Here is a 26,287-nt window from a genome sequence, read left to right as displayed (position 1 = left end):
GGCGTCTCTCACGAGGCGCCCCGGTTTCGTTTCAGCTTCGGGCCATTGGGAGACATCGTCACCCGGACCCGACAGCAGTCTCGCGATGACACGCCCGTGATGTCTTTAGAGCCGGATGCAGACTTCGACAGCGAGCGTGAGCTACTTGCTTCGCTCGTCGATCACCATGTCTGTCATTTCGATGATCTCGAGATCCTTCGTCGTCACGCGCATGAGCTGACGCAAGGCGTCCACGTCCCATCGGTCGTCGGGAGCGCCGCTGATGAAATTGTCACTGCCGTTGTCAGCGAGGATCATGCCGTACTTTTTCAACGCCTCGAGGATCACCTTGGCTTCGGGCCCGAAGCCCGAAGTGTCATAATCAGCCTTGAGACGCACGCGCATGCCCATCGGCGGCAGGTCTTCATCGTTCAGCTTACTCGCCCAATGGCTGGCCGGCGGAACGTAGGCCCGACGCGACTTGGCGAGAGTGAAACGCATCGCATGCTCCACTGCCCCCTTCTCAACAACCTCGTCGTAGCGAACGAGACCGGGCAGAATGGGCAGGCCGGCGGCGTCGGCCGATGTCCAACCTGCGGGGCGAACTTGGTTTTCCTTCAAGTTCCAGATCGCGCCGCTGTCCGCTTTCCAGCCGCCATTGCCGTCGGGAAAGGCGTTGAATAATTCCCATAGCTGCGAGCTGTCTCGATCGAGCACCAGGATGTGGCGATCCCCGTCGCCATTAGGGCCGCCCTCGATCGGGGCGTCCTGCGGAACTGGATAAGGGCCCGCGTCGCTTTCGTCCGCGTAAGTGAACGTTACGGGTACTCTTTTCTGGTCAGCACCGACGACGACATACGGGATGCCGACGGGCTTGCCCTCCCACTCGGGCCCGAAGTCTGCGCGCAGCGGCTTGTCCATGCCGATGCGGGCAAGGATCGCCTCGGAGTTTGCATCGATGGGAGCCTCAGAAATGTCTTGGTGCCAAGGACTGTCGTCGGGAAAGAGGCGTTTACCTGCCAGGCTGACGTTAGGGCCGAGCGGCGCACCGCCAGTCGCAGGCGCTTTCTTGGCGCTGACCTGCTTCTTGGCCTGAGCTGGTTTCGGCGCGTCGCTTCCGAGCTTCTTCAAGTAGCCGTGGGCAAGATTGGCGTAAAAGCCGGTGGGATAGATTTCCAGAAACGCGTTCCACGCGTCCGCCGTGCCCAACTCTTTCGCAGCATCGAATGCGTCTTTGCTACTGACGTCCTCTGCCGCTATCGCAATATCGATCAAACGAAATGTATGGATGTCGAACGAGGGGGCGAGCGGGGTAGCGGCGAGCAACACAATAACGGCCAAGCTGCGCATTGCGGCTCCCTGATCGGTTCTGAATGTCGACCGTAGTTTGTCGAGACGCCGTTTACAACATCCAGTCGAGCGTCACTCGATAGGGCGGCCAACGTCCACCCCGGGGAAACGAGCGGACGCACCTGGCAGCCCCGCCCGCGCTGCGTCGCTTACGGCACCGGGATATCGAAGTGCAGAACGTCCTCCCGGATCCCGAGCTTCGTGTAGAGCGCGATCGCAGGATCATCGACGAGATCCGCCTGGACATAGATCACATACGCGCCGCGTGACTGCGCGATATCCTTGAGCTTCGCGATGAGCGCCGTTGCGATGCCCTGGCGGCGATGCTCGGCCGCCACCGCGAGGTCGTAGATGTAGAATTCGCTGCGCGCCTGCTCGAACTTCATGAGCTCGTAGGCTGCAAGGCCTCCGACGGTTGCGCCATCCCGCATCGCCGCGAGCGCGACGAAGGCGTTTCCGCCAAGCAGCCGCTTCAGATAGGCGTCGTCGGGCTGTGCGCCCGAGTACGTGTCGCGGTCCTCGAACACGTCGCCGAACAGATCGAGGAGCTTGCGAAAGTGACCAACGTCATCCGCTCCGAGCTGGCGGATGAAAGGGGTCGAAACGGGCGCCATGTGAGAAACCTGACTTCGAGTTCAACGACATCCAGTGCGGAGCCTTGAAACAGAGTGGAGCCACGAAACGCGGCGGCAATCGGGAGCATTCGTTTTCGGCAGAATGACCCCGCCGCCGAGCAGCCTGTTCCGTGGGGCTGCGCGGACGCCGATCACTAGTTGTCAGATGCCGAAATGTGGCAGAAAGTTGGCCGGTTGGATCAAACCGCACGGGCATCGCCATGCAACGCCTACGCAAAGTCCTGATCGGCCTTGTCAGCCTGACGGCCCTATCCGCAGTCGTGGCCCTCACCACGGCGGGGGGCAGCCTGGCCCAGGCCGTCAATCCCGGCCGCGACTGCCAGCACATCACCACCTGCCAGTTTCAGAAGGGCGGCAGCTATCGTGGCTGCCTGTCCTCCTACAGCTGCCGCTATTGCCGCTTCGAGGCGTCGACCTGCGTGATCGGCGGCACCCGCAAGCGGTGCAGCAAGTCGGTCTGTACCTGGGGCTAGGTGCGATGTAGGTCTCCGTAAACGCAACGCGTTTTCGGGGAGGATCGCTCGTGTGATGATCGATAAATTCGCCACATTGAGCGGCCAGGTCGGATGCGAATTTATCGATCTGAATCACACGAGAAAATCTATGAGACGAGTGTCCCCTGTGATTCCGAAGTTCGCTCCGGGACCTAGCCGCAAACTCAAGCCAACTTCAGGATCGGGACACTAGTGCACGACGTTGCGATCATTGGCGGCGGCCACAACGGCCTGACGGCCGCGGCGTATTTGGCGGCCACGGGCCTCGATGTCGTGGTGCTCGAAAAAAACGCCCACGTCGGCGGCGCGGCCTTCACCGAGGAATTCCATCCGGGCTTCCGCAATTCCGTCGCCGCCTACACCGTGAGCCTTCTCAATCCGAAAGTCATCGCCGACCTCGAACTGCATCGGCACGGCCTGCGTGTCGTCGAACGCAAGGTCGCCAACTTCTGGCCCGTCGACGACACGCGCGCGCTCGTGATGCCCTACGGTCTCGCCGCCCGCCAGCGGGCCATCGCGGCCTTTTCCGAACGCGACGCCGCCCGGCTTCCCGCCTACGACGCCGCCCTCGACAGCGCAGCCCAGGTGCTGAAACGCTTGGTGCTCGAAACGCCGCCCAATTCGGGTGGCGGGCTCGCGGCGCTCTGGAAGGGCGCGCGCCTGTCGCATTCCATTTTGAAGCTGCCGCTCGAGACGCAACGCGATCTCGCCGCCCTCTTTACCGAAAGCGCGGCCGACTATCTCGCGCGCTGGTTCGAGAACGAGACTGTCAGGGCCGCCTTCGCTTTCGACGGCATCGTCGGCACCTACGCGGCGCCCTCGACGCCCGGTACGGCGTATGTGCTGCTCCACCACTGCTTCGGTGAAGTGAACGGCAAGACCGGAGTCTGGGGCCATGCCATTGGCGGCATGGGCGCCATCAGCGCGGCCATCGCGTCGGCGGCGCGCGAAAAGGGCGCCAAGATCCGAACCGAAGTGCCGGTGGCCCAAGTCGTGGTCGAAAACGGCCGCGCCGCCGGCGTCGCGCTGGCAAACGGCGAAGTGGTGCGTGCCCGCGCCGTCGCGGCCGCCATTCCACCGAAATTGCTGTTCTCCCGCCTGGTACCCGGCGGCGCCGTCGCGCCGGATTTGCATCATCGCCTGAAGACGTTGAAATCCGGCTCCGGCAGCTTCCGCATGAACGTGGCGCTGGCGGAGCTGCCGCGCTTCACCTGTATGCGCGGCCGCGGCGAGGATGATGGAACCCTCGGCGCGGGCATCGTCATCGGCCCAACGATGGACTACCTCGAGCGCGCCTACCTCGATGCCCGCCGCGATGGCTGGTCGAAAGAGCCGGTGGTCGAGATGCTGATCCCCTCCATGCTCGACAAAACCCTCGCGCCCGAGGGCCGCCACGTCGCGAGCCTGTTCATCCAGCACGTCGCGCCGCACCTGCCCGCTCCCCGCTCGTGGGCGGACCCCGCGGAAAAGGAAGCCTTTGCGGATCTCGTGATCGAGACTGTGACGCGCCACGCGCCGAACTTCAAAGCGAGCGTCCTCGGCCGCCAGATTCTGTCGCCGCTGGATATCGAGCAGCGCTTCGGCATGGTCGATGGCGATATCTTCCACGGCGCCCTGTCGCTCGATCAGCTGTTTTCGCTGCGTCCCGTCCTCGGCCACGCCGACTACCGCATGCCGCTGGCCGGTCTCTACCTGTGCGCCTCGGGCGCCCATCCCGGCGGCGGCGTGACCGGTGTTCCCGGCCACAACGCGGCCCGCGAGATTCTCCGGGACCTGCGCAGGAGGCGCTGAACTGGCTGCGCCACGTGCGCTGACCGGCAACCTGCGACAGTTATCAACTATATGATATATCTAAGATAATAATCCGGCCACGGCGCGTTATTAATCGTTTGGTAAGCGAATAAATCGAGCCTTCACCCATGCCGCAGAGCGGCGAATGGGAGAAATTCAGATGGGCAAGCTTACCGATTACATATCCATGAAGCGCGACCTCGCTTTCGATTACGAACGTGAATTGCGCGCTGTTCGCGACCTGATGCACGGCGTCACCCGCCTCTCCGGGTCGGATTGCACGATCGACCTGACCTCGACCGAGGGCTTCGTCGCCGGCGGCCGCGCGCGCTTGGCCTTCGCGGAAACGCTGCGGGCCGCGATCCACGACGCGCTGCTGCAATACGCCCATGACCTCGCGCGCGAGGGTCTGGAGCATGGCATGGAGCAGGACATCGTCAGCAACGCGCTGAGCGGCGCCTCGGCGAGTGCGCTGCCGCGTCCGCACATCGCGGCCGTCGCCGAAGGCGGTAAGTCCGTCCGTCTCGCGACGTGCGCTTGAAGCCGTCTCCCGCGCGCCCCACGTGTCGTCTGGGCCCGGCGCTGCTATCCTGCATCCGGACGAGCGGATAAGACCGGAATGACATGCGGCTGTTGATAGCAGGCTGGCACGGACTGGTGGCGCGGGCGTTGATCGAGGCGGCGCCCTCGCGGCAGGAAATCAAGGCTCTGGCGGCCGGGCGTCCGGCCCTCGATGTCCGCGACCCGCGCTCGATCGAGCGCGCCTTCGGCGACCTGTCGCCGGACATGGTCATCAACAGCGCGGCCTACACCGCCGTCGACAAGGCCGAGCACGACCAAGAGGCCGTGTTCGCGCTGAACCGGGAAGGCGCGGCGCTGCTGGCGCGAGCCGCGGCCCGCCGCAACATTCCCGTCATCCATCTCTCGACGCACTACGTCTTCGATGGCGAAAAACCCACCGCATACGAGGAAGACGATACGCCGTCGCCCGCAACGGTCTACGGGCGCTCGAAATACGAAGGTGAATGCGCGGTGGCGGACGCGAACCCGCGCCATGTGATCATTCGAACAGGATGGGTGTTCAGCACCGCCGCGAACGGCTTTGCCGCCCGCATGCTTGCGCAAGCCCAATCCGGCAAACCGCTGCGCGTCGTCGCCGACCAGCGCGGCAACCCGACGTACGCGCCTCACCTCGCGGCGGCCATTCTCGACATCGCCTGCCGCTTGGCTGCAAACCCGCCGGAAGCAGGGCCGTGGGGTACCTACCACGCGGCCGGCACGGGAGAGACGACGTGGCATGGGCTGGCGTCCGAGTTGCTCGCCCGCGCCCCGCGCACAGGCGCCGCGCCGAACCTCGAAGCGATTGCCTCGTCCGAATATCCCGCGCTCGCCCCGCGCCCGGTCAATGCGGCGCTGAAGTGTGACAAGTTCGAGCGAACCTTCGCGCTCCGTCTCCCGCCGTGGCAGTACGGCGTGACCGAATGCGTCAAGGCGGTGGGTTCGCCCTGAAGCGACCCATCGCCTTCGCGGGCTCCGCGTCACAGACGACTCAAGCCGTCTTCGCCCGGCGCACCTTGAGAAAGGCCTTGATGAAAAGGCCGAGGAACGCCACCAGCAGGATGAAGAACGGCACGCCGATCCACAACTCGAGGCTGTCCGACATGGACTGGCTCAAGAGACCGAAGTGGGTCGCGAGCTTGTGGATGGCGGTGGCGCATACTGTGAGCAGGAACAGGTTGCTCAGCAGCATGAGGCGCGGTTCCGCTTCGTAGTATTTCGTAATGAACATGTTGTGCGGCGGCGCCGGCGAGCCCGCAATGAGTGATGAAATCGTCAGGGGCAGGAGAACGATCGCCAGGAAACTGCAGATGACGAGGTCGAATGTGGTGAGCATGAAAGCCTCCATTAGACAGATACCCTAACCCTCCGCCGTCTCGCGGCGTCTGTCAGTGCCCAAGGAAACACTTTGGCCGCGCCACGCGCCATCGCCAGTGACATTCCAGGTTTCCCGGCCGCGGAACTCTGCTAAATCCGAACCATGCTGGACATTAACGACACCCTCTCGATTAACGACGACGAGTTGGAGGAACGCTTCATCCGCGCCTCCGGTCCGGGCGGCCAGAACGTCAACAAGGTTTCGACCGCCGTCGAGCTGCGCTTCGATGTGCGCCATTCCGGCAGCCTGACGCTCGCGGTGCGCGACCGCCTCGTCAAACTCGCCGGCCGGCGCATCACCGACGAGGGCGTTCTGATCATCCGCGCCGAGCGCCACCGCACGCAGGAGCGCAACCGGGACGACGCCCGCCAGCGTCTCGTGGAACTGGTGCGCGCCGCGCTCCATGTGCCGAAGCGGCGCATCGCCACCAAGCCGAGCCGCTCCGCCAAGGCGCGCCGCGTCGACAGCAAGGTGAAACGCGGGGGCGTCAAGAAGCTCCGCCAGTCGAAGTCGTTCGATTGAGCGGCCAGCCCTTTCGCGCCGCCCTTTCACGCCAGCCCTTTGACGATTGAGTGCCCATGCCCCGCTTTGCCGCCAACCTCAGCTTTCTCTTTACGGACCTACCGTTTCTCGATCGCTTCGAGGCGGCGGCGAAAGCGGGCTTCAAGGGCGTGGAGTTCATGTTCCCCTACGCCGTGCCGGCAGCCGACATCCGCGCGCGGCTGGGCGCGAATGGCCTGGACCTGGCGCTCTTCAATCTTCCGCCCGGCCATTGGGACAAGGGCGAGCGCGGCTTCGCCGCGCTGCCCGGACGCGAGGACGAATTCGCCTCCGCCGTCGATCTGGCGCTGAACTACGCCGAAGCGCTGGGTTGTCCCCGCCTGCACGTCATGGCCGGGCTCGCGACCCACGGCGCAACGCGCGCGGCCTACGTGGACAATCTCCGCATGGCGGCGAGCTGGGCCGCGCCGCTCGGCATCGATCTCCTAATCGAGCCGATCAACACGAAGGACATGCCGGACTATTTCCTTACCCGTACCGCGGACGCGCGCGACATGATCGCGGCGGTGGGCGCGCCCAACCTCGGCCTGCAGTTCGACCTTTATCATCGCCACATGATGGAGGGCGGCGTGGAAGCGGCCATTGCCGAGTTCGGGCACCTCGCTCGTCACTACCAGTGCGCCGATCCGCCGGATCGCGGCGAGCCGAGCTTGGCGGCGATCGACTACGCCGCCATCTTTCGCGCCATCGACGCCACGGGCTACACGGGCTGGATCGGCTGCGAATACAAGCCCCGCGCCGACACGCTCTCCGGCCTCGTCTGGCCTGCCGCCTGCGGCGTCACGCTGGGATGACGTCGGGCCGAGTGGAAAAGCTGCGCGCCCCGGCGGCAGTAAAACGGCGCCTCTAGTTCATGTGCCAGCCGTGGCTCACGATAATGCTCTCCCCTGTCAGTGCATTGGTCTTGAAGGCGGCCAGCATCAGCGCGACCTCGGCGATGTCCTCGACCATTGTGAACTGCTTGTCGACGGTTTCGCCGAGCATAACCTCTTTGATGACGCGCTCTTCGGTGATTCCGAGCTCGTGCGCCTGCTCGGGAATCTGCTTGTCGACGAGCGGCGTGCGGACAAACCCCGGGCAAATAACGTTGGACCGGACGCCATGCGCCGCGCCCTCCTTCGCCATCGTGCGGCCGAGACCGAGAATGGCGTGCTTCGCCGCGACGTAGGCGGACTTAAGTGGCGAGGCTTCGTGGCTATGCACCGAACCCATGTAGATCAGGGCGCCGGAGCCCTGTTTGTACATGTGCTTGACGCACGCCTTGGTCGTCAGAAAGGCGCCATCGACGTGGATCGCCATGATCTTTTTCCAATCGGCAAAGGGGAAATCCTCGATCGGATGAACGATCTGGATTCCGGCATTGGAGACGAGGATGTCGACCGTGCCGAATGTCGAGACAACCTTTTCCACGCCGGCGTTGACCTGATCCTCGTTGCTGACGTCCATGGCGATCGCGATCGCGTCGCGTTCACCGCCGAGTTCTTTCGCAGCCGCCTTGGCGGCATCGAGGTTGAGGTCCGCGATCGCGACCCGGCCGCCTGCCGCAACGTAGCGTCTCGCGATCTGATGCCCGATGCCGCTTGCGGCGCCTGTAATCAGTGCGACTTTGCCGTCGAGTTTCATGGCGCGTTGTCCTGTTTTGGATCCATGTAATCGAAGATGACTTTGCCGAGACCGAGGGTGAGGTCGGCGAGAATGTGCGTCGCAGACAGGACTTCGCGCACCGGCAGGTCTGCAATCGGTGCCAACGCATGTGGGCGCAGGTCGAGCGCGCCAGGGCCGGTCCAAGCGCCTTTGACCGTCACGTCTTCGAGCCTGTAGTCGACGAGTTCCAGAATGCGCGGACTGCCGTCGACATGCGGAATGATTTTCAGAAGGTAGTTTGGCGCTGCCAGCGTTTCGGCGATGGACGCGAGATCGATGGCCCGATGCTTGTACCCCATCGTGCCCGTCGCGATCCGCACGCTTCCGTAATCGAGCGTGCCGACGAGCGTATCCTTGTCGGGGCCGAGCGATGGCTGCGCATACTTTTTCGGAAAGCCCCAAAGCTCGCGGCCGCCGTAAATTGGCGGCCCGTCATTCAGGAACATGGCGTGGGTATAGCCGCCGTCGACGCGGTCGAATTTGACCGGGATGACTTGGCCGGACTCGGTATAGTCACCAAAACCGGTTGAATCCGGCATGCGGATAAACTCGTACTTGACGATAGGGTCGTCGAAAGTCAGCGGCTCGGGAACGACGGCTTCCAAAGCGGATCTGTCGGTACGATACGTGATGATTAGGTACTCGCGATCGACAAACCGATAGGGGCCTGGAGGAAATGCCGGGCTGGTCAGTGGCATCGCGTAGGCGCGCTTTCGCACATCTGCAATTTTCATGGCGTCCTTTCCGGCCGGATGTCATCCAGTCCCTTGGTCAGATCCAGAACGGCGACGCCCTCCTTCGGTCTCTCGCGATTTTTCCAGGCGGGATTCCGGAACGTCATCTCGACGTCGGTCTTGCCGTCCAGCCAGTTTTCCTCGACCGTGTAGCGGGAAAATTCATAGTCGCTTGACTGCGTCGCGTACGCGGCGCGCCGATGAATGAGGTGGACGATCGTGATTGCCGCATCGCATCCAAAGGAGTTGAGAAGCTTCCAGTCGAGAGAGCCTTTGAAATCGTCCGGCAATCGCTTTTCGAGCCTGCGGATGGCGCGGCGAATGGTCTGAAGTTCGCGGACGAGATCGGTGTTGAGGCGCGTTCGACTTGAATAACGGATGCTCTTCTCGCGCTGCGAGACATCGAACAGCGTCTCGGGTGTCGGACCCGTGGAACTGAAGAGATCAATCTGAAAGACGCACGTATCTGTGCGTGGAAACCGGCCGTCGAGCACGTACTGCAACGGCGTATTTGAAACGAGCCCGCCGTCCCAGTAGAGCTCGCCGTCAATTTCAATCGGCGGAAATCCAGGGGGCAGCGCGCCGCTCGCCATGATGTGCTGGGGACCGATCGTTCCCGTTTCGGTGTCAAAATATTTCAAGTTCCCCGTGCGTACTTGGACAGCGCCGACGCTCAATCGGACCGCACCGGAGTTCAGCAGATCGAAGTCGATGAGGTCCATGAGGGTCGCGTAAAGCGGGTTCGTGTCGTAGATGCTGATGGCTTGCGGAGATCCGGGAGGCATGAACACGGCCGGCGGAAGCCGCGGCTCGAAGAATCCAGGAGCGCCCGTCGAAGCGACCAGGGCTGCGCTCGTCTCGTTGAAAAGCTTGCGTGAGACATCATCGGTTGCGAACGGCATGCCTGTCAGGCGGCTCGAGACGCGCTGCCAGAATTCGCGCAATCGCGCGACGCGCCGCTCAGGCGGGTTACCGGCGATGAGCGCCGCGTTGATCGCGCCAATCGACACGCCCGCGACCCACTCCGGCACCTGGCCGGCGGCGGCTAGCGCGTCGTAAGCGCCAGCCTGATAGGCGCCGAGCGCGCCGCCGCCTTGCAAGACCAGAACAGTCTTCTCGGGTCGAGGCCGATTGATCTCCACGCGTGAGAACCCGCATACGGTTAGGGGCGAGCGCCGCCCGTCGGCAATGGAACGTTGGCGTATCTAATGTGGGGCGCAGGTGCTGCGTCGCAAGGAGGCGAAACGTCGATTGCCTCACGTCTAACGAGTGCGGCGCAGGGGCCGGCGGCCGTCTCTGCTTTTATGTTGCGGAATTTTTCCCGAGAACTTCGCAGGGCGGGTTCTGTTCCACAGTCCTCGGCGGTCAGAGCAAGGTTTCGGAGTGGAAGCGGCCGTCGCAGAGTGCGAGCGCCTCTTCGTCTGGCCCGCCGCCTGCGACGTAAATGCTCGGCTAATTTTGCGCCATACGGCCACTGCTGCGGCTGCCGGTTACCGTATCCCCCTGACCCATTTGCCTACGCCCTAATATTTGGCACTCTGTCGCTAGGCATCGGTTCGACGGCTCGTGGCCACGTGTCGTTAGTTGCCGAGGGAGCAACGCATGCATTCGTTACGGTCTTGGCACAGTGCCCGCGTTTCGCGGATCCTCATGGTGATCGCGGCCTTCATGGCGGCATTCGTGCCGTGGGCGCCCCCGCCCTGTGCCGCCGCCGAGGACATCGACGAGGCAATTCAGAAAGCGAACCTCTACATCGAAGTGGCCAGGATGACCGAACGCGCCCGGGACTCTTGGGAGCGCTATGCGAGCTGGGTGAACATGAAGGCCGGGCCGACCGGGAAGGAACGCTACATCTCGTATGGCATGTACGAAGTCTACGACGTTTCGGGCCCGTTGACGGAAGCACGCGGTGCCGCGCGTCTTAAACCCGACACGCCCGCGCTCGACGCCGTGATGGCGAGTTACATTGAGGCGTATGACGCGGTTGCGCCGGTCCTCAATGAGGCCAACCAGTATTACGAACGCAAAGCCTATGAAGCGGACGGCATGGCCGAGGGCAAGGCGCTGCACGCCCGTATGGTGCCCCTGGCCGACGCCTTCCTGGCCAAGCGCGAGGCGATGCTCCAGGAGTTGCGGCCCTTCATGCGCGAGGTCGAAGGGAGGGAGGTGGCCGCCATCGAGGCCAAGGAAGGACGGTCGCGCACCTGGCACGCGGCGAATGTTCTGCACGCGGCCAACCGCGTCATCGATACGTTCCCGAAAACACGGCCGAAACAGATCGACTCGGACACGCTCGATGAAATGATGCAGAGCCTCGGCCCCAATAGTTCGGGAGAAGAGTTCGACCAAATCATCGCCGGCGTGGTGCCGCCTCAGGGTGTCGTCATCGACATGACGCGGTTCGACCCCGCGATGGATAACTTTGCCGAAGCTGTCGAGACATTCGACCAATTCGCCGCGCAGAAGCCCGAAGAACTCGAGGACTTGAAGGACAAGCCGCAGGCCTTGCTGGCCGCCCTGCGCGAATTGCAAAAGCCTCTGCAGCAAAACCAGGGCAAGGATTTCGAAGGCTCAGGCCCGCTCGTCAATCAGGTCGTACAAGCCTATTTCGACATGCTGAACGATGGAAATTCACTGGCACAATCGCAGCTGCGGTTTTTGGAGTAGAGGGGAGGTTTCGGTCCAAGCGAGAGCGAGTAACTGCATCTGTAGCTTCAAAAAATTGGCAACCAATAATTTTAGATATCCGAAGCTGACACCAGTTGACTGACGATAATTGCTCTGCGCACAATCCTCTGACGGCAGAGGTAGCCATGGTCTGCGGGGGTTTGCTTAAAATGTATCTGGACCGGTTTAGGCCGGGTGAAAAGCCCACGTTTCGCGACTTAGTAATCGCGATTCCCGTTGTGTGCTTGGTGTTCGCACTTGTGATGGCGATACCTCCCCCGGGAGACCGCGTACCTCATTTTTTTGTGGTTCCGTACGCTGAGCCACCGGAACCGAATTAAAAAAAAATTCATTCGGGAGCAACTGTGATGGACACGCGAGCCACCCACCTCTCCGATTCCAGCGAAGAGATTGCGCTTTCCGATCTTCTCGCACTCGGGCAACGCTATCGGACGATATTGACGCTTGTTCCGATCGCTGCAGCGGTATTTTTCGTAATTTTGCTGTCGCTATACTTGCCGACGCACACCGCATCTCTTTCCGTGGATCCACCGCCAAAGGTCCTCGCGGGCCTGAGCATCGGATTGAGCGATAAGCAATCCTCGATAAACGTAACAGAGGGTAAGCGACTAACCATCCGATGGTCTGGCTCCGGCGCCAGCTCAGGGGAAGTAGCTGTCAGAGGTGTTATTGCTAAGATCTCCGCGATCGCGGATGTGGTTATTAAGAATTCTCAGGAGTTGTACAAGAAGCAGGATGGCGTCGCCACGCAATTGTACGCTAAGATTGTCAATCCATTATTTGCTGATACGGCCGGCGCGGCAGCTGCTTACGCCACCTTGCGCAACATGGCGGATGACAACAATGCCAATGCGATAGCCGTTAAAAGGTGGCTCTTTCAGCTTGGCGAACAGGAGGTCGTTGTTAAGCGAAATCTTACATTTCTGACCGCTTCTGCAGCATTGGGAATTTTGGTCTTCTTAGCAACCCTGCTTGGATGTCGGGGATGGGACGCGTGGCACAAAGCCGGGCGTGCCAAACTGCCGGCGATCCCGGAATCGGCAGCATCGTGACGAAATCAGACGGTCCAATATTGAAGGCAGGTCCTGCTGATCAGGATCTTACCAAGCGCGCCAGGCCCCGAACCATCCTTCTGAGAGCCTTGGCGCTTAGCACGATGGCGACCGAGTAGCGCCGGCAGGCCTCGCCAAGTCCACGTCTTAACCGGCTCGTTCTCGCAGTAATCGGATCGATGGCGCGCAACTACCTCCGTGAGCACGCTGAGCAATTGCCTGCATGTCAGTTGACTGAATAAGAAAATTCTGTGCATAAATTTCGTCGTGGGCGCGTGTCGGCGTATGCGTGGAGTTGCGTAAAAATGAAAATGAGCTTGAGGCTCGGTGAAACACCGACTTTTCGCGACGCGATCATAGCGATCCCCGTCAGCTGTTTCATTTTCGCGCTTTTGATGTCGATGCCCGCCCCGGGGGACGACGTAACTACGGTGCTAGAACTTTTCGGGGTCTCGCACTCGGCTCCATCAACGATCAACAACACATGGCATGGTGATAACGCCGGCGCGGATGCTGACGCCTCCACGCGCAGCATGACGGACCCGAACGGGGTCACGCGATAATCCTAAAATTTTGCAACTTCAGCTAGGCGAGCGGGATGTTGTTTTGAGACGACGCCAAGCGCTTCGATCTTCCGCGTGAGGCGAACTGTTGTGGCCAACGCGCCGCGCGAGTAGTCCTGCGCCCCCTAAGCCGGCGTTGCGATATGCCCGCCTTCGACGAGCCCCTTGAGCATCACGGCCGCGCCACATTGCTTCGACACGGCGTTCGAATCCCACACGTTGTCCGCCACGAACTTGCCCTTCGTGTAGTGGTTCGAGAAGCTCCACAGATACGGCGTGTTGATCTTGTAGAGCAGCCGGCTGCGCCAGCCGTTGTAGCCTTCCCAGCGATAGAGGATGCGCGGCAGGCTCCAATCGGCCTGCTCGTGCAGCTTGTCGTACTTGAGCGCATCGACTGCGCTCGACACCCAGTCGGACGGCGGAAGCCACGGATTGGGCCGGCCGGCCGGAACCTGCTTGGTCTTCGCCTTGATCGAGTCGCCGTTGTGGAGATGCGAGTTCATATCGAACGAGCATTCCATGCCGTGAATGATCGCTACCACGTACCAGGGCACGCAGGTTTCCTCGAACACCTGCTCGTAGGCTTTGCGCCGCGTCGGGTCGGCGATCTTCGACACGTACCACATCACCTCGGACCGCTTTTCCGGGCGGATCACGCAGGTGTCGAACAGCTGGCGATAGCTGGCGGCGATGTCCTCGAACTTGGGCGCCGTGACGGCAGTCGCCTGCGGCCCTTCCGGAATGTCGCGCGGCACGCGCTCGGCGTTGCGGCTCGTGCGCAGAAGCTCGGACGCGCGGTCGATCAGGCTGTCGACGTCGGCGGATGTCGCCCCCGGGGCATCCGGCGCGGACGCGCTGACACCGTCCATGAAGTCCACCAGCGCGGGTTGGATCTCGGAGAAGTCGTCGCCTCCGGAAGATGGCGCGAGCCCCATGCGCGGAACCGAAAGGCCGAGCCGCTGCGCTTCCTCGGCGAGCCGCGTCAGCTCGGACCATGTTCCCCGGCTCGTTTGCGCGAGTGCGGGCGAGAGGCCGAGGCAAGGCGCGAACGGCGCGGCCAGCGCTGCGGCAAGCCCCGCGGCGATCTGGCGGCGGTCGAGATTGACCCGTGTCATGCTCACTCCCTCGTGCTTCTCAAGCGTCCGCGACATCTGCAACCTGGCCCCTCACGAGGACGGCATCTCGAGCCCGACAGCGCGCTGCGACGCGATCACCTGCTCGCAGTCGGTCGGGATCAGTCCGCCGATCTCCCCGCTCGCGAGTTCGAAGCAGCCCTCGACGAAGGCGTTCGCCGCGTGCGCGAGCGTGGAGCTCTGGTTCATGCCGACCGTCATGGCGCGATAGGTGATGCGCGCGAGCTTGTAACGGCCGATGCCGCGCACCGTCATGGCGCGATGCGTGCCGCCCTCCGAGATCAGGTAGGCGAACTTGTTCAGGATGCCGCTGTTGAAGTGCACGCAGCCGTTGTCCTGGTACGCCGTCGAGCCGCACTGGGCGTCGTCAGGCGTGAGCACATCGGCGTAGTGATCCGGCTGGCCGCGGTTAGCGAGCGAAAAGCGCGCCGCGCGATTGAACATCGAGAGGCCGTTGGCGTCCTTGAGGTTCGGGTCGGCCAGGCTGCGCAGCGGCGCCGTCACGGAGAAGCCCGGCGAGGCTTCGCCGATCAGCCAGTTGCCGCCGTCTCCCTTCGCGTCGAGCTCGATGAGCGCGCCAAAGATGTCGGCCAAGGATTCATTCACTGCACCGGGCTCGTTGAGATAGAGCAGGTTCTTTTCGTGCGCGATGATGCCGTGGGTCATCTCGTGCGCGACGATATCGAGCGCCCCCGCGTAGCCCGGCCCGTAGACCATCACGTTGCCTTTGGGGCAGTCGTAGGACTTCGTCGTGCACCAGTAGGCGTTCTGCGTGCGCCCATGCTGCACGTAGGCTTCGAGCGGCGATCCGCCCGACCCGTCCCGGTCGTCGAAGCTGTTACGGCCGAACGTCAGGAAAAAGTAGTCGCGCACGATGCCCGAGTTGCGAAACGCGATCAGCGTTTCGGGGGAAAGCTTCTCGGCGCGCGTGCGGGCGTCCTCGTCGATGCCCATCGTGCCCGGGAAGGTGGTCGTCTGCGCCAGATCGTAAATCCGGCGCAGCATGCCCGACGGCTGGTCGCGGTAGTAGTAGAAGGCCTCGCCCGTCGCCGCATCGACGAAGATGCGGAACGAGTCGATGGTGACGAGCCACGCCAGCCGCGTCGGGCCGGCCTTCGCCTTGCCGACGAGCGCGGGGTCGAACACGGTCAGCTCAGGCTTCGCGACCTCGGCCTTTTGCGGATCGGGCGCAAGCGGGAACGCCCGCGAGGCGTCCGGTGCGCTGCGCAGGACGTCGCTGAGCTTGGCGCGCGCCGCCGCCACCGCTTCACCCTCGGCGATCTTCGGCGTCGTGGTTTCGACGGCGGCGTTGGACGTCGTGCCGCTGTACTTCGTCACGCCGAGCGAACGCGAGACCGTGAGCTTGGCCGACGATCCGAACACCGGCACGCCCTCGATGCGCTGCTCCACCTCAGCCACATAGCGATCCGGAAAATCGGGATCCTTGCGGCGGTCGACGTACTGCTGCTTGGCGCTCTTGTTCTTGGCCGGAAACAGCGTGCCGAGGCCTCCGGTGCCGAAATAGCTTTCGACGGCGCGCTTGGTTTCTTCTTCGGAAAGCTCACCCGAGCCGCTGGCCGCGCCAAGCCCGGCCGTGCCTCCGGGCTGCGGCGAGAGCCCCATCACGGTGCTCGGCAATCCGGTTGCCGGATTGATCGTGACGTGCAGGTTCGGATGCGTCTTGCGGAGCTCGGCAATCGCCGCCTCGACTTCGCTGCGCACGGCCTTCGCGTCGCTCGTGTCGGCGCCGGGCGTCGTGCCGGCCGTTGCCGCGATCGGCGTACCGCCGCCCGTGCCTGTGGGTTGAGTGGGGCCAGTGGCGACAACGGTCGAATTGACGAGACGCCGGCACTGCGTCACCGGCTCCGGCGCGGATTCAGCGACCGCGTAGATCTCGGGCGGCGTCGAAAGGCCGGCAGTCGCCATGGCCGTGACAAACGGCGTCGCGGCGTCCGACCACAGGAAGTCCATCGCGGCGAGATCCGTCCGCTTTGAGCCGTTGAGTGGACGCGCGTCTCGCGGCGTCAGCGCGCCCTGTCCGCTGCCGTTGAGGTCGATCTGCGGCCAGAAGCATTCGTTGTCGTCGATCACGCCGTCGCCGTTGAGATCTTCGGTGAATGCGGCGTTGGTCGTCGCCGCGCCCGCGAGCGACGCGATCTGGCGCGAGAACAGCGCCAGGTCGCTCGGCCCGACCACGCCGTCGCCGTCGAGATCCGCGACCATCCGCGCCGCCTGCGGAGCCACTTCGTACACCGCTTCGAGGGCGTCGATCGTGGCCGCTTGCTTTGCGCCTGCGGGTGGCGGCGTCGCGCTCTTGCGCAGCACGGCAGCGATCTCGGCCGGCTTCTTGTCGGGCGCGAGTTCGAACAGGATCGCAGCCAGCGCGGCCACGTGCGGCGCCGCCTGGGACGTGCCGCTGCACACGGCGAAGGGCACCTTGTCGGCTGCGAGCGTGCTCATGATATCGACGCCGGGCGCCGCGACCTGTCCGCCGGTGTTGGAGAAGTCCGCGCGCAGGCCGTCCCGGTCGACGGCTTCGACGACCACGATGTTGGGCGGAGAGTCCCCTTGCGCGGATTTTTGCGTGCCGGCCCAGGCGAAGGGAGAGGCCCACTTCGCGTCGATCGGCGTCGTCCGGCCTTCGGAATCGTTGCCGGCCGCGACGACGAACAGCACATGCTCTTGCACGCGGCTGGCCATCAGCCGGATGAGATTGGCCTGATGCGTGACATGCAAGGCGAGACCCGGCACATCTTCCGGGTTGGCGTCGCCGAGCAGATCGCTCGCCACGAAATTGTAGCCGAGGCTGACGTTGATGACGCGCAGTCCGTCGGGCTGCATCAGGTTGGCGTAGACGTAGTCGAGCGTCTTCGCGAGCACGTCGTCGAACAGCAGAGCGTGCACCTCCCAGCCTTCGTCCACGCCGGCCTGTCCCGAGTCGCCCACGATCTTGTCGTCGACCGCGATCGCGTCCATGCGCGCGCCGGGCACGATGCCGTTGATGCCGGGCTGATCGCCGGGGTTGGCGCCGATGATGCCGGCGACGTGCATGCCGTGATGCGTGCCGCAGCTCGCGGTATGGAACACCAGCGGATTGACGTTCTGCATCGAGGCGAACGGCACCATCGTGTTCGCCGCGAAGCCGCCGTCGATGATGCCGATCTTCGGCCGCACGGCCTGTGGGTTCGCCTTGCGATAGCGATCGAGAATGGTCCAGACCGGCGGCAGGCGAATGGCCTTCAGGCCCCAGTTGCCGTCGAAGGTGTCGCCGGCCTGCCAGCGCCACGAGAACACCTCGTCGCCGACGGCGATCGATGCGCCCTTGCTCTTCGGCAGGTGCTTGGCCTGCATGGTCGAGTTGACGAACGCGCCGTCGACGACCTTTTCGTCGCGCAGGTCGCGGATCAGCGGCGGCTCGAGCACGTTCTGAAGCTGAGCCTTGCTGTCCTCGGGCGCGGCGCCCGGCGCGGGCGACGTCACGGGCGCGGGGGGCGCCGCGCTTTCGTCGACCTCGACTGTGATCACGCCGAGCGGCGCGATCATCTTGGTGATCTTGAGGTGATACTTTTTGAGGAGATCCTCGATGTCCTTGTCGGTGGCGTTTGGGCTGAGCTGGACGACGTAGCTGTTCGGCTTGGCGACGGGCACACGCCGTTCTCCGCGCTCTGCCTCGCGACGCGAGCGTGATTTCCGCGGATAGAGCGAGCGGAAGAACGACGGCTCGCGCGCCGAGTCGGCTTCCGCCGTCTGCTGGCTGAACGCCCCCTTGGGTTCAGCTGCGGCCGCAGGCTCCTTCGACGCGAACAGCGCAAAGATCCGTTCCCCCCACGAGGCGTCGGAGCGCTTCTGGTCGGTCGGCTTCTTCTCCTTGTCGGTGGGCTCGATGTAGATGAAATCGTCCGACTTCGAGCTTCCACCCGATTGCGAGGGCTTCGGCTGCGGCGTCTTTTTCGGCGCGAACTTCTCTTCGAGCGAGCGCTGCAGCCGGTCGTACTTCGACGGCGGCAATTGCGCTTCGGCGGCGGCAAGCGGCGCGGCAATCGCGATGAGCATCGCCACGGCAGCAGCTGGCGTATGTCTCGGCATCTATGCGACTCCTAGCTCAACGTTAAACGGCGTCGTCGTGGATCGTCGTCGCGGATCAGGGGCCCGTGGCCCAGTTCCACCAAGCGTTCCAATTGTCTTTGCTCGATTGCCACCAGCCCTTTTCAGGAGCGGGTGCCGGTGCCGGTGCGGGAGCCGGCGAAGGCTGCGGTGCGGGCTTCGGTTCCGGCGTCGGTGTCGGAGCGGGCTCCGGCGCAGGCGCTGGTGGCTCTGGCTGCGGTGCAGGCGTCGGTTCCGGAACAGGTGCAGGCTCCGGCTGCGGAGCAGGCGGCTCGGGCACGGGTTGCGGAGCGGGTTCTGGCTGCGGCGCGGGCGTGGGTTCCGGCGCGGGTGTTGGAGCCGGCGCTGGAGGAGGCGTGGGTGTTGGCGAAGGCGTCGGCGCAGGCGTGGGTTCTGGCGCAGGAGCAGGCGGCGTGGGCGGCGGTTGCGGCGCGCCGATCTCGAGGCCGGCGTCGACGATCAGATTGCCGGCCGCGTCGATGCCGGCATCCAGACCTTTGGAGCGACGCAGCGCGGCGACGAGCGACGTGAACGTCGGCACGTAAACCTGCAGCGTCTTGTCGCCGACCTTGACGCGCTGGCGCACCTGCAAATGCAGATGCAGGCTGGTCGAGACCGTGCCGCCCATGTAGCGCGAGACGCGGCCGAGCGTCTGGCCCTTCTTGACCTTCGCACCCGTCTTCACGGTGATCGATTTGGGATGCATGTGGAGATAGTAATAGTCCGTGCCGTCGGTGGCCTTGAGCTGCACGGTCGTGTTGCTCGTCACGTTGACGATCTGACCATCGGCAGCGGCCACGGCTTCCCAGTAGTTGTCCTTGTAGGACGGCGGACGGATGTCCTGCCCTTGGTGTCCTGCACCGCCCGGGCACATCGGCATGTCCCAGCCGCGCACTTCGCAATAGTTGTCGCGCTGCTTCATCGGGTCGTAGTTGCGCGGATCGCTGTCGCTGCCGCCGGCCGCGCCCTTGCCGTTCCAGCCGCCGCCGCCATACCCCCAGATCTGGGAATTCATGTGCGGGTACTGGCCTTCGGCGAGCTTCAGCGGGAACAGCATGTCCGGCATGTAGACGAAGCGGTCGACGCGCCCGCGGCCTTGGTCGCGCTCGTAGAGTGCACCCGGCGGATAGTAGGCGAAGCCGGCTTTCTCTGGCGGCGTCGGTGCTGGCGGCTCGCCGGGCGTCGGTGCCGGCGGCGTGACCGGACCTTCGCCCGTCTCGGGCGGCGTTGGGGTGGGCGTCGGAGCCGGTGGCGTGCCTTCTGGCGGCAGCAAGCTGCAACGCGCGAGCTGAACGAGGCTGCCACTCGCATCCCGCCCATAGCAGGAGCCGTCGCCGCCGCGCATCACGCCGAAGCCGGTTCCGGTTGCCGCCCCTGCGAGGCTTTGAACGAGGGCATACGTCCTGAGATCGCGGCCAACGAGCGCGCGCGTTGCCATGTCGATCGAACGTGACGAGAGATCGGGTTTCACTTCAGCCGGCGCGCGGCCCGGAACGAGAAGGAGAAGCCCCGCGCATGCGGGAACGGCGCACAGCGCAAACTTACGAACCACTCTCACGCGACATCCCCCGTTCCCAATGCCGAAACACGCATCCGGATCCCTGGTCGATTATGCCCCAAACTGTCTGGTTCTGGCAACGCAACCGCGGGTGCATCCGGTGCGCTGAATCGTTCGTGAAACATAAAAAATAAGTGGATCGCCAACGACTAAGTCACAATCAAGACGAATATCTTCCGAGCGCGTCGCGCGCCCCTTCGTGAAACTACGGAGTGGTGCCTTCAGGTGTCGAGCTTTCAGGTGCGGCGCCCTCCGCGGGCAGCAGCCATTGCAACATCTGCCGTGCCTCGGGCGTAAGCCGTTCCGGCGGGATATCGGCCGCGAGTACGCGCCGGATCGCCGCTTGCACGTTGGCGGGCGCCGGCTCAGGTGACGCGGCGAGTGCCTGCGGCCCGCCCAATCCCGGCGCCGACGAAAACAGTCCGCCCCAGTCGATGCCGACGGACGGCTTGGACCAATCGCCTGAAATGCGCACGGGGATCGGAAACGCCGTCGGCGGCGGAATGGCCTTGACGCGAATTTCCTGGTTGAGCTTCCGCGCCGGCACGTTGACCGAGCCGGTCGAATTGATCTCGACCTCGGGCCCGCCCATCGAGAACCCGGGCTCGCTGCGCATGATCCCCTTCTTGATGTCGTACTGGGCATCGAGCCGCTCGAAGCCGGTCTTCATGGCGAGATCGAACTTCCAGCTCTTCCACCATTCGAAGATCATGCGCCGCACGTCGAATCCGCGCAGCGCGCCGCGACCCATCTGGAAATGCGCTTTGCCGTCGAGTGTGGAGGTGAGCTGAGCCTGGTTCTGGCCAGCCGCCGACGCGTTGATGACGACGTCCGAGGTGCCGGAGAGCAGCGGCTTGCCGGTCAGCTCCGTCACGATCGGCTCGGCGGCGACCTTCGAAAGATTGAGCGCCACCTTCGCGCGCGGCGGCGAAGCGCGGCTGTCGATGTTGATCGTTCCCTTGGCCGAGCCCTCGCCGACCGCCAGCTCTTCGATTGTGGCGTCGAGCACGCCGTCGGTCAGCCCGGCCTTCACGCGCCCCTGCTTGAGATCGAGCTGGCCGTAGGAAATCTCCGCCGCGCGGATCTCGACGTCCATGTCGACCGTGCGCAGCGATTTGAGATTGAAGGGCTGATCGCTCCAACCGGACGAAGAGCTGACCGCGGCGGAAGGAGCAGCTTCCGCTACCGCGGCCGCCTGCGGACCGGCCTCGAGCGTGTTGAGGTCGTTGAGCAGTTGCTCCCACGACGGCCTCACCAGCGGTTCGAAATCCTCCTGGATCGCTTCCGGCGCGAGAGACGGCCGCCGCGCCGTGCCGGCGAGGCGCTGAAGATCGATGTGGTCGCTGGAAATCGCGCCTGCGATTTTCGGGCGCTCGCCCGCGAGATCGAGCGTGCCGTCGAAGCGTCCGCTGGTCGTGTTGACCATCACGTCCGTTTCCGTGAAGGCGATGACATCGCCTGCCGCGGCGATCTTGCCCTCGAGCGATGTTCTGAGCGGCTCGCCCGACGCCGTTGCGTCAGAGCCGGCCCACTGCGCCAAGCTAACGAGCGAAGGCGTGGACGCCACCACGTTGCCCTTGAATTCGGCCATCGTGGAAAACGAAGCGTCGCCGGAAATGCTGGCCGTGAGCGGGCGTGCGTCCATCCGTGCGACGAGCGTAGTGGTCTTGACTGTGGTCAACGCCGAATAGTCGCCGAGCGCGACGTCGAAGGTCACCGTCTCGCCCCCGGCCGCGAGTTGCCCCTTCGACGTGACCGCGCCCGAGACCGCATCGAGCGTCTGCACCGAGGTGATGGCGCTCGCCGCCGCCTTGGAGCCCGTCAGCGAGCTTTGGTAAGTCGCGGCGCCATTGTCGATCGTGATCGCCGGCGGCAGCGTGAAGTCGGACACGGGAGCGGATGCGGTCGCTGTCGCGGCGGGGCGTTGGCTGGCGGCGAAGACCCAGTTGCGGTTGCCGGCCGCATCTTCCTCAAGCGCAAGTGTGGGCTGGACGAAGGCGAGAGCCTCCATCCGCACGCGGCCCTTGAGCAGCGGCAGCAGGTCCACCGTCGTCTTGACGGTCGGTCCGGTGAACAGATCGCGGACGGGCATTCCTTCCGGGTTGGCGATCGTAACCTGGTCCAGCTCGACGTTGAGGCGCGGCCTTTCGAGCTTCAGCGGTACGCTGAGCCGCAGGTCGCCGATCGTGACTTTGCGTCCGAGCGTGGTCCCGATCGTGGCCGCCAAGTGATCCTTGAGCAGGCCGGTCGGCGGAAACGCGATCAGCAGAGCGGCCGACACGACAGCACCGACGAGTACGGTCCGGAAAATTCGCCAGGCCATTGGGCACTCCACGCACAACTCAGACCGCAACCGGCAGCGCTGCATCCGGGGAAAGCGCGCGTGCGCGAACCGGCGTGCAGCATCGATTGCGGCGCTCCCCCCAGGGAGCGTGGTCCCATGCGAATACTCTGTGCAGCCGACGCATTCAACCGGCAGCCGCCACCAAGGCGCGTGTGCGTGGCGCGCGGGAGACGCTATCCGGGATTGTCTTGATCGTGACTGCCACCGCCGGGTAAGCTCGCCGCCGCGCGCGCTCAGGCCAGCTCGGGCCAGGTTCGGACCAAACGAGTTCGGCTCAAACCGGCCAGAGCCAGCAGGAGTACGGTCGGTCAAACGACTTCGGTTGATAAAACAAGGATGTGTCCGCATGCCGATCAATCGCTTGTCGCTTCGGATCGTCCACAGTTTGGCCGGCGGATGCGCAGCCTTGATGGCGTGGACGGCCGCGCCAGCCGCCGTATCCGCCGCCGACAAACTGATCGCGGTACAATGGTCCGATCCTGAAATCGCGAGCTTTGTCTCTGCAAATTCCGGCGCTTCGGCCCGTTCGCTCGGCCCCACGGAAGACGACAAGCTGGCCAAGCTGAAGCTGCCCGTGCTCGCCTTCGGGGCGACGCCCGGCGTGGTCGAAAGCACGTTCCGGCTCGGGCCTCGCCCGGCGACCGAGCGCGACGTCGTCGTCGATGAGGACAATCCCGTCTGGTACCAGATTGTCGAGCGCTACGGCGACGTGACGGTCTCGGTCTCGGCCGACCTTCGCGTGCAGCACGAGTTCGCGCCGGATAAATTCCCGATTTACGAGAACAAGAGCCCCGGCGCCGCACCGGCCGCCGGTCCGGCCGTCTCCGTCTTCGACGACCGCAACGAAGGCGGCGAGGAAGGCCTGTTGGCCGAATACACGATCATGCGGTTCGGCGTGCCGTACACCGTCACGGTCGAGTGCACGCAGGAAGCCAAGAACGAATGCCGTGACACCGGCCAGATTTCGAAGGACAGCGAGCTGCTGAAGCTGATCCGGGCAACACCGCCAAAGCCATAGCGTGCTTCCGGAAAAGTGTGCAGCGGTTTTCCGGTAAGAAGCACGCTCAAAAGACGGTTCAAACCGCCAGATTGCCGCTGATGACGAGGCGGCTTCCCGATGGGGCATCCGTCGACGCGAGATCTGGCCCATGCGGTTGCCCGTGATCCATGGCGCGGATGGCGCCGTCGCGCGTGTTCGAAATCATGTTCTGGCTGATCAGGCACGCTCCCGCCTTCGGATCGGACGAAACCATGATGCCGATCCCGGCCTTGCGGATGACATTGCCGGTGATCGCGACATCGCGCAGATGCGGCCCCCATCCCGCCGAGATGCCGGCCGTCGGCGCGTCTTCCACCACGTTGCCGGTCACCGCCGCATCCGCCTCGATGCCGATGCCGATACCGCGCTTGTCGACGGGCTCCTGCTCACGCCGGAAGAGATTGCGAACCAGGTTGCCCTGCACGACAGCGAGCCGCCCGCCTTCGTTGAAATTGGTGACGGCAATCCCGTTGGCGGCCTCGTCGATGACGTTGCTCGCGATCAGCGCGCCCGAAAACGAGAACTCTGCGTAGAGCGCGACTTCCCCCAGCTTGCGGCAGGCGTTGCCGACCATCTGGATGTTTTCCGCGCTGTTGCCGCGGATGGCGGAATAGGCGCACGCTTCGATGCGGTTCGAGGCAGCCAGCACGCCGCCGGCGCGGAACACGTTGATGCCGTTCCCGTTCTGGCCTGTACCGCCGGCTTTCGCCGCAATTCGCGCGATCCGGTTGCCGACCACCGTCGTCCCGTCTTCGCCTGCTGCACTGCGCCAGATCTGGATGCCGTTGTTGCCACAATCCACGACGGCGTTGTGGGCGACATCGAGGCCGCGCGCATCGAGGCTGAAGATCCCCGCTTGCGACATGTCCCGCACCTCGCAATCGCCGATGCGGCCCGAACATTCAGTGAGCGCGATGCCGTTCATGAGGCCGCGCCGCACGTCCAGATCAACGAGCGAAATGCCGTCGCTGTTGAAGATCGAAATCAGCCCGGTGCCGAGGGCGGCATCCATGCCGAGCAGGCTGCCGTCCACGACGAGGCTTTCGAGCCGCACGCCCGGCGCCTCGTTCGCCGTGATGAAGGCGACGCCACCGGTGAACTCGAGCACCGACTGGCGGGCCGCGCCGATCAATCGCGTGTTCGGACGCAGCGTAATGTGGCCGACGCGGAAGAGCCCCGCGCCGAGCATCAGCGGCGCGCCGCGCCGCGCGGCGTCGTCGATCGCCGCTTGGAGACGCGCGGTCTGGTCGCCGTGACCGTCGGGCGACAATGTGAAATCGAGCGAAGGCTGAGACGCCGGCACGCGTTCGCGCGGACCCGCAGCCGCGGCGGCCGTGGCGAGGCCGGCGGACACGAGTCCGGTCGAGATCAGGGTGCGGCGGTCGAGCGGCATGGTGGCCTCCTGGGCCGCATCATGCCGGACAGGAGTTAGACGGGAGTTAAAGGAACTTAACGTGTCGGCGCGAAGGAGGCGGCCGCCCGAGGCAGGTGCGGACGATTTCGAGCCCGCCGAGCAGCGCCGAGCCCCAGTCGAAGCGCATCTCGCGCCGTTCCGTTTTCGATTTCAGCAGGGCTGGCGGGATGACGCGCGGAATATGGAAAAAGCCGACGCCGTCGATGTCCTGCTCCTCGGCGAGTTCGAGCGAGCGATAGAGCACGGCATTGCAGAGGTAGCTGCCCGCATCGTCGGATGTCGTCGCCGGAATTCTGAGCGCTGCTAGCCTGGCCACGATGTCGGCCGCCGGAAGGGCCACGTCGCGCGTCTCCGGGCCGTTCCGCGCGAGCACGGTGTCGCTCGGCAGCGCGCCTGTCGCGTCCTCACGCTGTGCGCAGGTGTTGCGAGCCCGCGTTTCCACGACATACGAACTCGCGTTCGCAGACACGCCGAAATGAAGCACGAGTTTCGGCCGCTCGCGCTGATAGAGCGTCGCCAGCCGCGCCGGCCCGCGTTCCCATTCGGTGGGCAGAATGCGCGCCACGACACGGTGCGCACTGAAGCGGCGCGCCGCAAGATGCGCGAGCTTGGGTACGAACCGTTCGCTGGCATTTTCGTCAACGCCAGGGAAAGGACCGAATCCCGTCAAGAGAATAGTGTCTCGCCGCCGCATCACGCTCCATGAAACGACCAATCAAATGGCCACCTGCGGACAGCAAGGAGGCCAAGTGTGATCGCATTGATCTCGATTTGGATCGGTTCTACGCTCCGCCGCATCTGGCGGTCCGTATTTAGGCAATTGGGCACCCGACTGCGATCCTTCAATGGCAATCGGCGTGTCGGACGTGTGGGGGAGGCGCATTTGCGTAAAATCGGCATTGGGTTGCTTTGCTTTTTGGCCTTTGCTCTCGGGTCATGCGGCGAGGCGCCACAGAAGGCGAACGCACCTGAAAAATCCTCCGAAGGCGCGGAACGTTCCGCCGGAAGAGAAATAACGCCTGCCAACCCGGATTCGGAGCCGGCTCCCGGCGCGGCCGCGCCTGAATCTTCTGCGCCTAAGCCTTACCGGTCCGAACCCGATTCCGCCGACCAAGGAGAGATCGAAACCGAGCAGCCCTCGCTTCCGAGATCAGCCGCGCCTCCTCCTGTCGGATCGGAAGCGCCCTCGTTCGAGACCCAAGCGCCCGCAGGCGGCGCAGCTCCGCCCGAACCGGTTGGGGGATCAGGGCCACCGCCCGCGGGAGGCT

21 protein-coding genes are annotated in these 26,287 nt (G+C 64.2%); 9 read left to right on the top strand and 12 right to left on the bottom strand.

Annotation, left to right across the window (positions count from 1 at the left end; translation table 11 throughout):
• Nucleotides 1–141: 141 nt before the first annotated feature.
• On the bottom strand, nt 142–1,329 hold the full coding sequence (locus ACTIFK_RS02380) for a hypothetical protein (protein ID WP_439541436.1): 1,188 nt from the start codon (nt 1,327–1,329) through the stop codon (nt 142–144).
• A 149-nt stretch (nt 1,330–1,478) separates the two neighbouring features.
• Nucleotides 1,479–1,943, bottom strand: a complete 465-nt coding sequence (locus ACTIFK_RS02375) for an AAC(3)-I family aminoglycoside N-acetyltransferase (RefSeq protein ID WP_439541435.1) — start codon at nt 1,941–1,943, stop codon at nt 1,479–1,481.
• A 176-nt stretch (nt 1,944–2,119) separates the two neighbouring features.
• Between ACTIFK_RS02375 and ACTIFK_RS02370 the strand changes: the two genes are divergently transcribed.
• The 4 genes from ACTIFK_RS02370 to rfbD all read left to right on the top strand — a co-directional run bounded on the left by ACTIFK_RS02370 (nt 2,120) and on the right by rfbD (nt 5,758).
• Nucleotides 2,120–2,437 carry a hypothetical protein gene (locus ACTIFK_RS02370; protein ID WP_439541434.1) on the top strand — a complete coding sequence of 106 codons (318 nt, stop codon included), beginning with the start codon at nt 2,120–2,122 and terminating at the stop codon, nt 2,435–2,437.
• A gap of 213 nt (nt 2,438–2,650) precedes the next feature.
• A complete protein-coding gene (locus tag ACTIFK_RS02365; RefSeq protein WP_439541433.1) occupies nt 2,651–4,249 on the top strand; it encodes a phytoene desaturase family protein in 1,599 nt (532 codons plus the stop codon).
• A 160-nt stretch (nt 4,250–4,409) separates the two neighbouring features.
• On the top strand, nt 4,410–4,790 hold the full coding sequence (locus ACTIFK_RS02360; RefSeq protein ID WP_439541432.1) for a hypothetical protein: 381 nt from the start codon (nt 4,410–4,412) through the stop codon (nt 4,788–4,790).
• Between the two features lie 83 nt (nt 4,791–4,873).
• Nucleotides 4,874–5,758: a dTDP-4-dehydrorhamnose reductase gene (gene rfbD, locus ACTIFK_RS02355; RefSeq protein ID WP_439541431.1), complete on the top strand. Its 885-nt coding sequence runs from the start codon at nt 4,874–4,876 to the stop codon at nt 5,756–5,758.
• A 40-nt stretch (nt 5,759–5,798) separates the two neighbouring features.
• Here rfbD and ACTIFK_RS02350 read toward each other — a convergent pair whose 3' ends face one another.
• Nucleotides 5,799–6,143 (bottom strand): hypothetical protein, encoded by a 345-nt coding sequence (locus ACTIFK_RS02350; RefSeq protein WP_439541430.1) that lies wholly within the window; start codon nt 6,141–6,143, stop codon nt 5,799–5,801.
• Between the two features lie 144 nt (nt 6,144–6,287).
• Between ACTIFK_RS02350 and arfB the strand changes: the two genes are divergently transcribed.
• Together arfB and otnI are read left to right on the top strand one after the other, a co-directional pair.
• Nucleotides 6,288–6,707 (top strand): alternative ribosome rescue aminoacyl-tRNA hydrolase ArfB, encoded by a 420-nt coding sequence (arfB, locus tag ACTIFK_RS02345; protein WP_439541429.1) that lies wholly within the window; start codon nt 6,288–6,290, stop codon nt 6,705–6,707.
• Nucleotides 6,708–6,763: 56 nt separating this feature from the next.
• Nucleotides 6,764–7,540 carry a 2-oxo-tetronate isomerase gene (otnI, locus tag ACTIFK_RS02340; RefSeq protein WP_439541428.1) on the top strand — a complete coding sequence of 259 codons (777 nt, stop codon included), beginning with the start codon at nt 6,764–6,766 and terminating at the stop codon, nt 7,538–7,540.
• 52 nt (nt 7,541–7,592) lie between these two features.
• Here otnI and ACTIFK_RS02335 read toward each other — a convergent pair whose 3' ends face one another.
• From ACTIFK_RS02335 to ACTIFK_RS02325, 3 genes are read right to left on the bottom strand one after another with little or no spacing between them, the layout of a single operon-like run.
• Complete coding sequence (locus ACTIFK_RS02335; protein WP_439541427.1) at nt 7,593–8,369, bottom strand: 3-hydroxybutyrate dehydrogenase; 777 nt, start codon at nt 8,367–8,369, stop codon at nt 7,593–7,595.
• Nucleotides 8,366–9,124, bottom strand: coding sequence for an acetoacetate decarboxylase (locus ACTIFK_RS02330; protein WP_439541426.1), 759 nt, complete (start codon nt 9,122–9,124; stop codon nt 8,366–8,368). Before ACTIFK_RS02330 ends, ACTIFK_RS02335 begins: the two co-directional genes overlap by 4 nt.
• Nucleotides 9,121–10,260: a DUF3734 domain-containing protein gene (locus tag ACTIFK_RS02325; RefSeq protein ID WP_439541547.1), complete on the bottom strand. Its 1,140-nt coding sequence runs from the start codon at nt 10,258–10,260 to the stop codon at nt 9,121–9,123. The genes ACTIFK_RS02330 and ACTIFK_RS02325 overlap by 4 nt, the downstream gene beginning before the upstream one ends.
• A 466-nt stretch (nt 10,261–10,726) precedes the next feature.
• Between ACTIFK_RS02325 and ACTIFK_RS02320 the strand changes: the two genes are divergently transcribed.
• Entirely contained in the window at nt 10,727–11,791 is a 1,065-nt protein-coding gene (locus ACTIFK_RS02320) for a DUF3829 domain-containing protein (RefSeq protein ID WP_439541425.1), read from the top strand.
• A 368-nt stretch (nt 11,792–12,159) separates the two neighbouring features.
• Nucleotides 12,160–12,864: a hypothetical protein gene (locus tag ACTIFK_RS02315; RefSeq protein ID WP_439541424.1), complete on the top strand. Its 705-nt coding sequence runs from the start codon at nt 12,160–12,162 to the stop codon at nt 12,862–12,864.
• A 688-nt stretch (nt 12,865–13,552) separates the two neighbouring features.
• Here the strand turns inward: ACTIFK_RS02315 and ACTIFK_RS02310 are convergent.
• From ACTIFK_RS02310 to ACTIFK_RS02295, 4 genes are all read right to left on the bottom strand, one after another.
• Complete coding sequence (locus ACTIFK_RS02310; protein WP_439541423.1) at nt 13,553–14,542, bottom strand: hypothetical protein; 990 nt, start codon at nt 14,540–14,542, stop codon at nt 13,553–13,555.
• Between the two features lie 51 nt (nt 14,543–14,593).
• The gene (locus ACTIFK_RS02305) at nt 14,594–18,646 is read right to left on the bottom strand and encodes a M4 family metallopeptidase (protein ID WP_439541422.1); all 4,053 of its coding nucleotides are present in this window, start codon (nt 18,644–18,646) and stop codon (nt 14,594–14,596) included.
• A 55-nt stretch (nt 18,647–18,701) separates the two neighbouring features.
• Entirely contained in the window at nt 18,702–20,222 is a 1,521-nt protein-coding gene (locus tag ACTIFK_RS02300) for a M23 family metallopeptidase (RefSeq protein ID WP_439541421.1), read from the bottom strand.
• 205 nt (nt 20,223–20,427) lie between these two features.
• Entirely contained in the window at nt 20,428–22,545 is a 2,118-nt protein-coding gene (locus ACTIFK_RS02295; RefSeq protein WP_439541420.1) for an AsmA family protein, read from the bottom strand.
• Between the two features lie 367 nt (nt 22,546–22,912).
• Between ACTIFK_RS02295 and ACTIFK_RS02290 the strand changes: the two genes are divergently transcribed.
• On the top strand, nt 22,913–23,584 hold the full coding sequence (locus ACTIFK_RS02290; RefSeq protein ID WP_439541419.1) for a hypothetical protein: 672 nt from the start codon (nt 22,913–22,915) through the stop codon (nt 23,582–23,584).
• Between the two features lie 58 nt (nt 23,585–23,642).
• Here ACTIFK_RS02290 and ACTIFK_RS02285 read toward each other — a convergent pair whose 3' ends face one another.
• On the bottom strand, nt 23,643–24,998 hold the full coding sequence (locus ACTIFK_RS02285; protein ID WP_439541418.1) for a TIGR03808 family TAT-translocated repetitive protein: 1,356 nt from the start codon (nt 24,996–24,998) through the stop codon (nt 23,643–23,645).
• Between the two features lie 46 nt (nt 24,999–25,044).
• Nucleotides 25,045–25,689 carry a pyroglutamyl-peptidase I family protein gene (locus ACTIFK_RS02280; protein WP_439541417.1) on the bottom strand — a complete coding sequence of 215 codons (645 nt, stop codon included), beginning with the start codon at nt 25,687–25,689 and terminating at the stop codon, nt 25,045–25,047.
• Between the last annotated feature and the right edge of the window lie 598 nt (nt 25,690–26,287).

The sequence above is a fragment of the Hyphomicrobium sp. genome (genome assembly GCF_051860585.1).
Lineage (GTDB): Bacteria > Pseudomonadota > Alphaproteobacteria > Rhizobiales > Hyphomicrobiaceae > Hyphomicrobium_C.
This window is presented reverse-complemented; position numbering and strand designations above follow the sequence as displayed.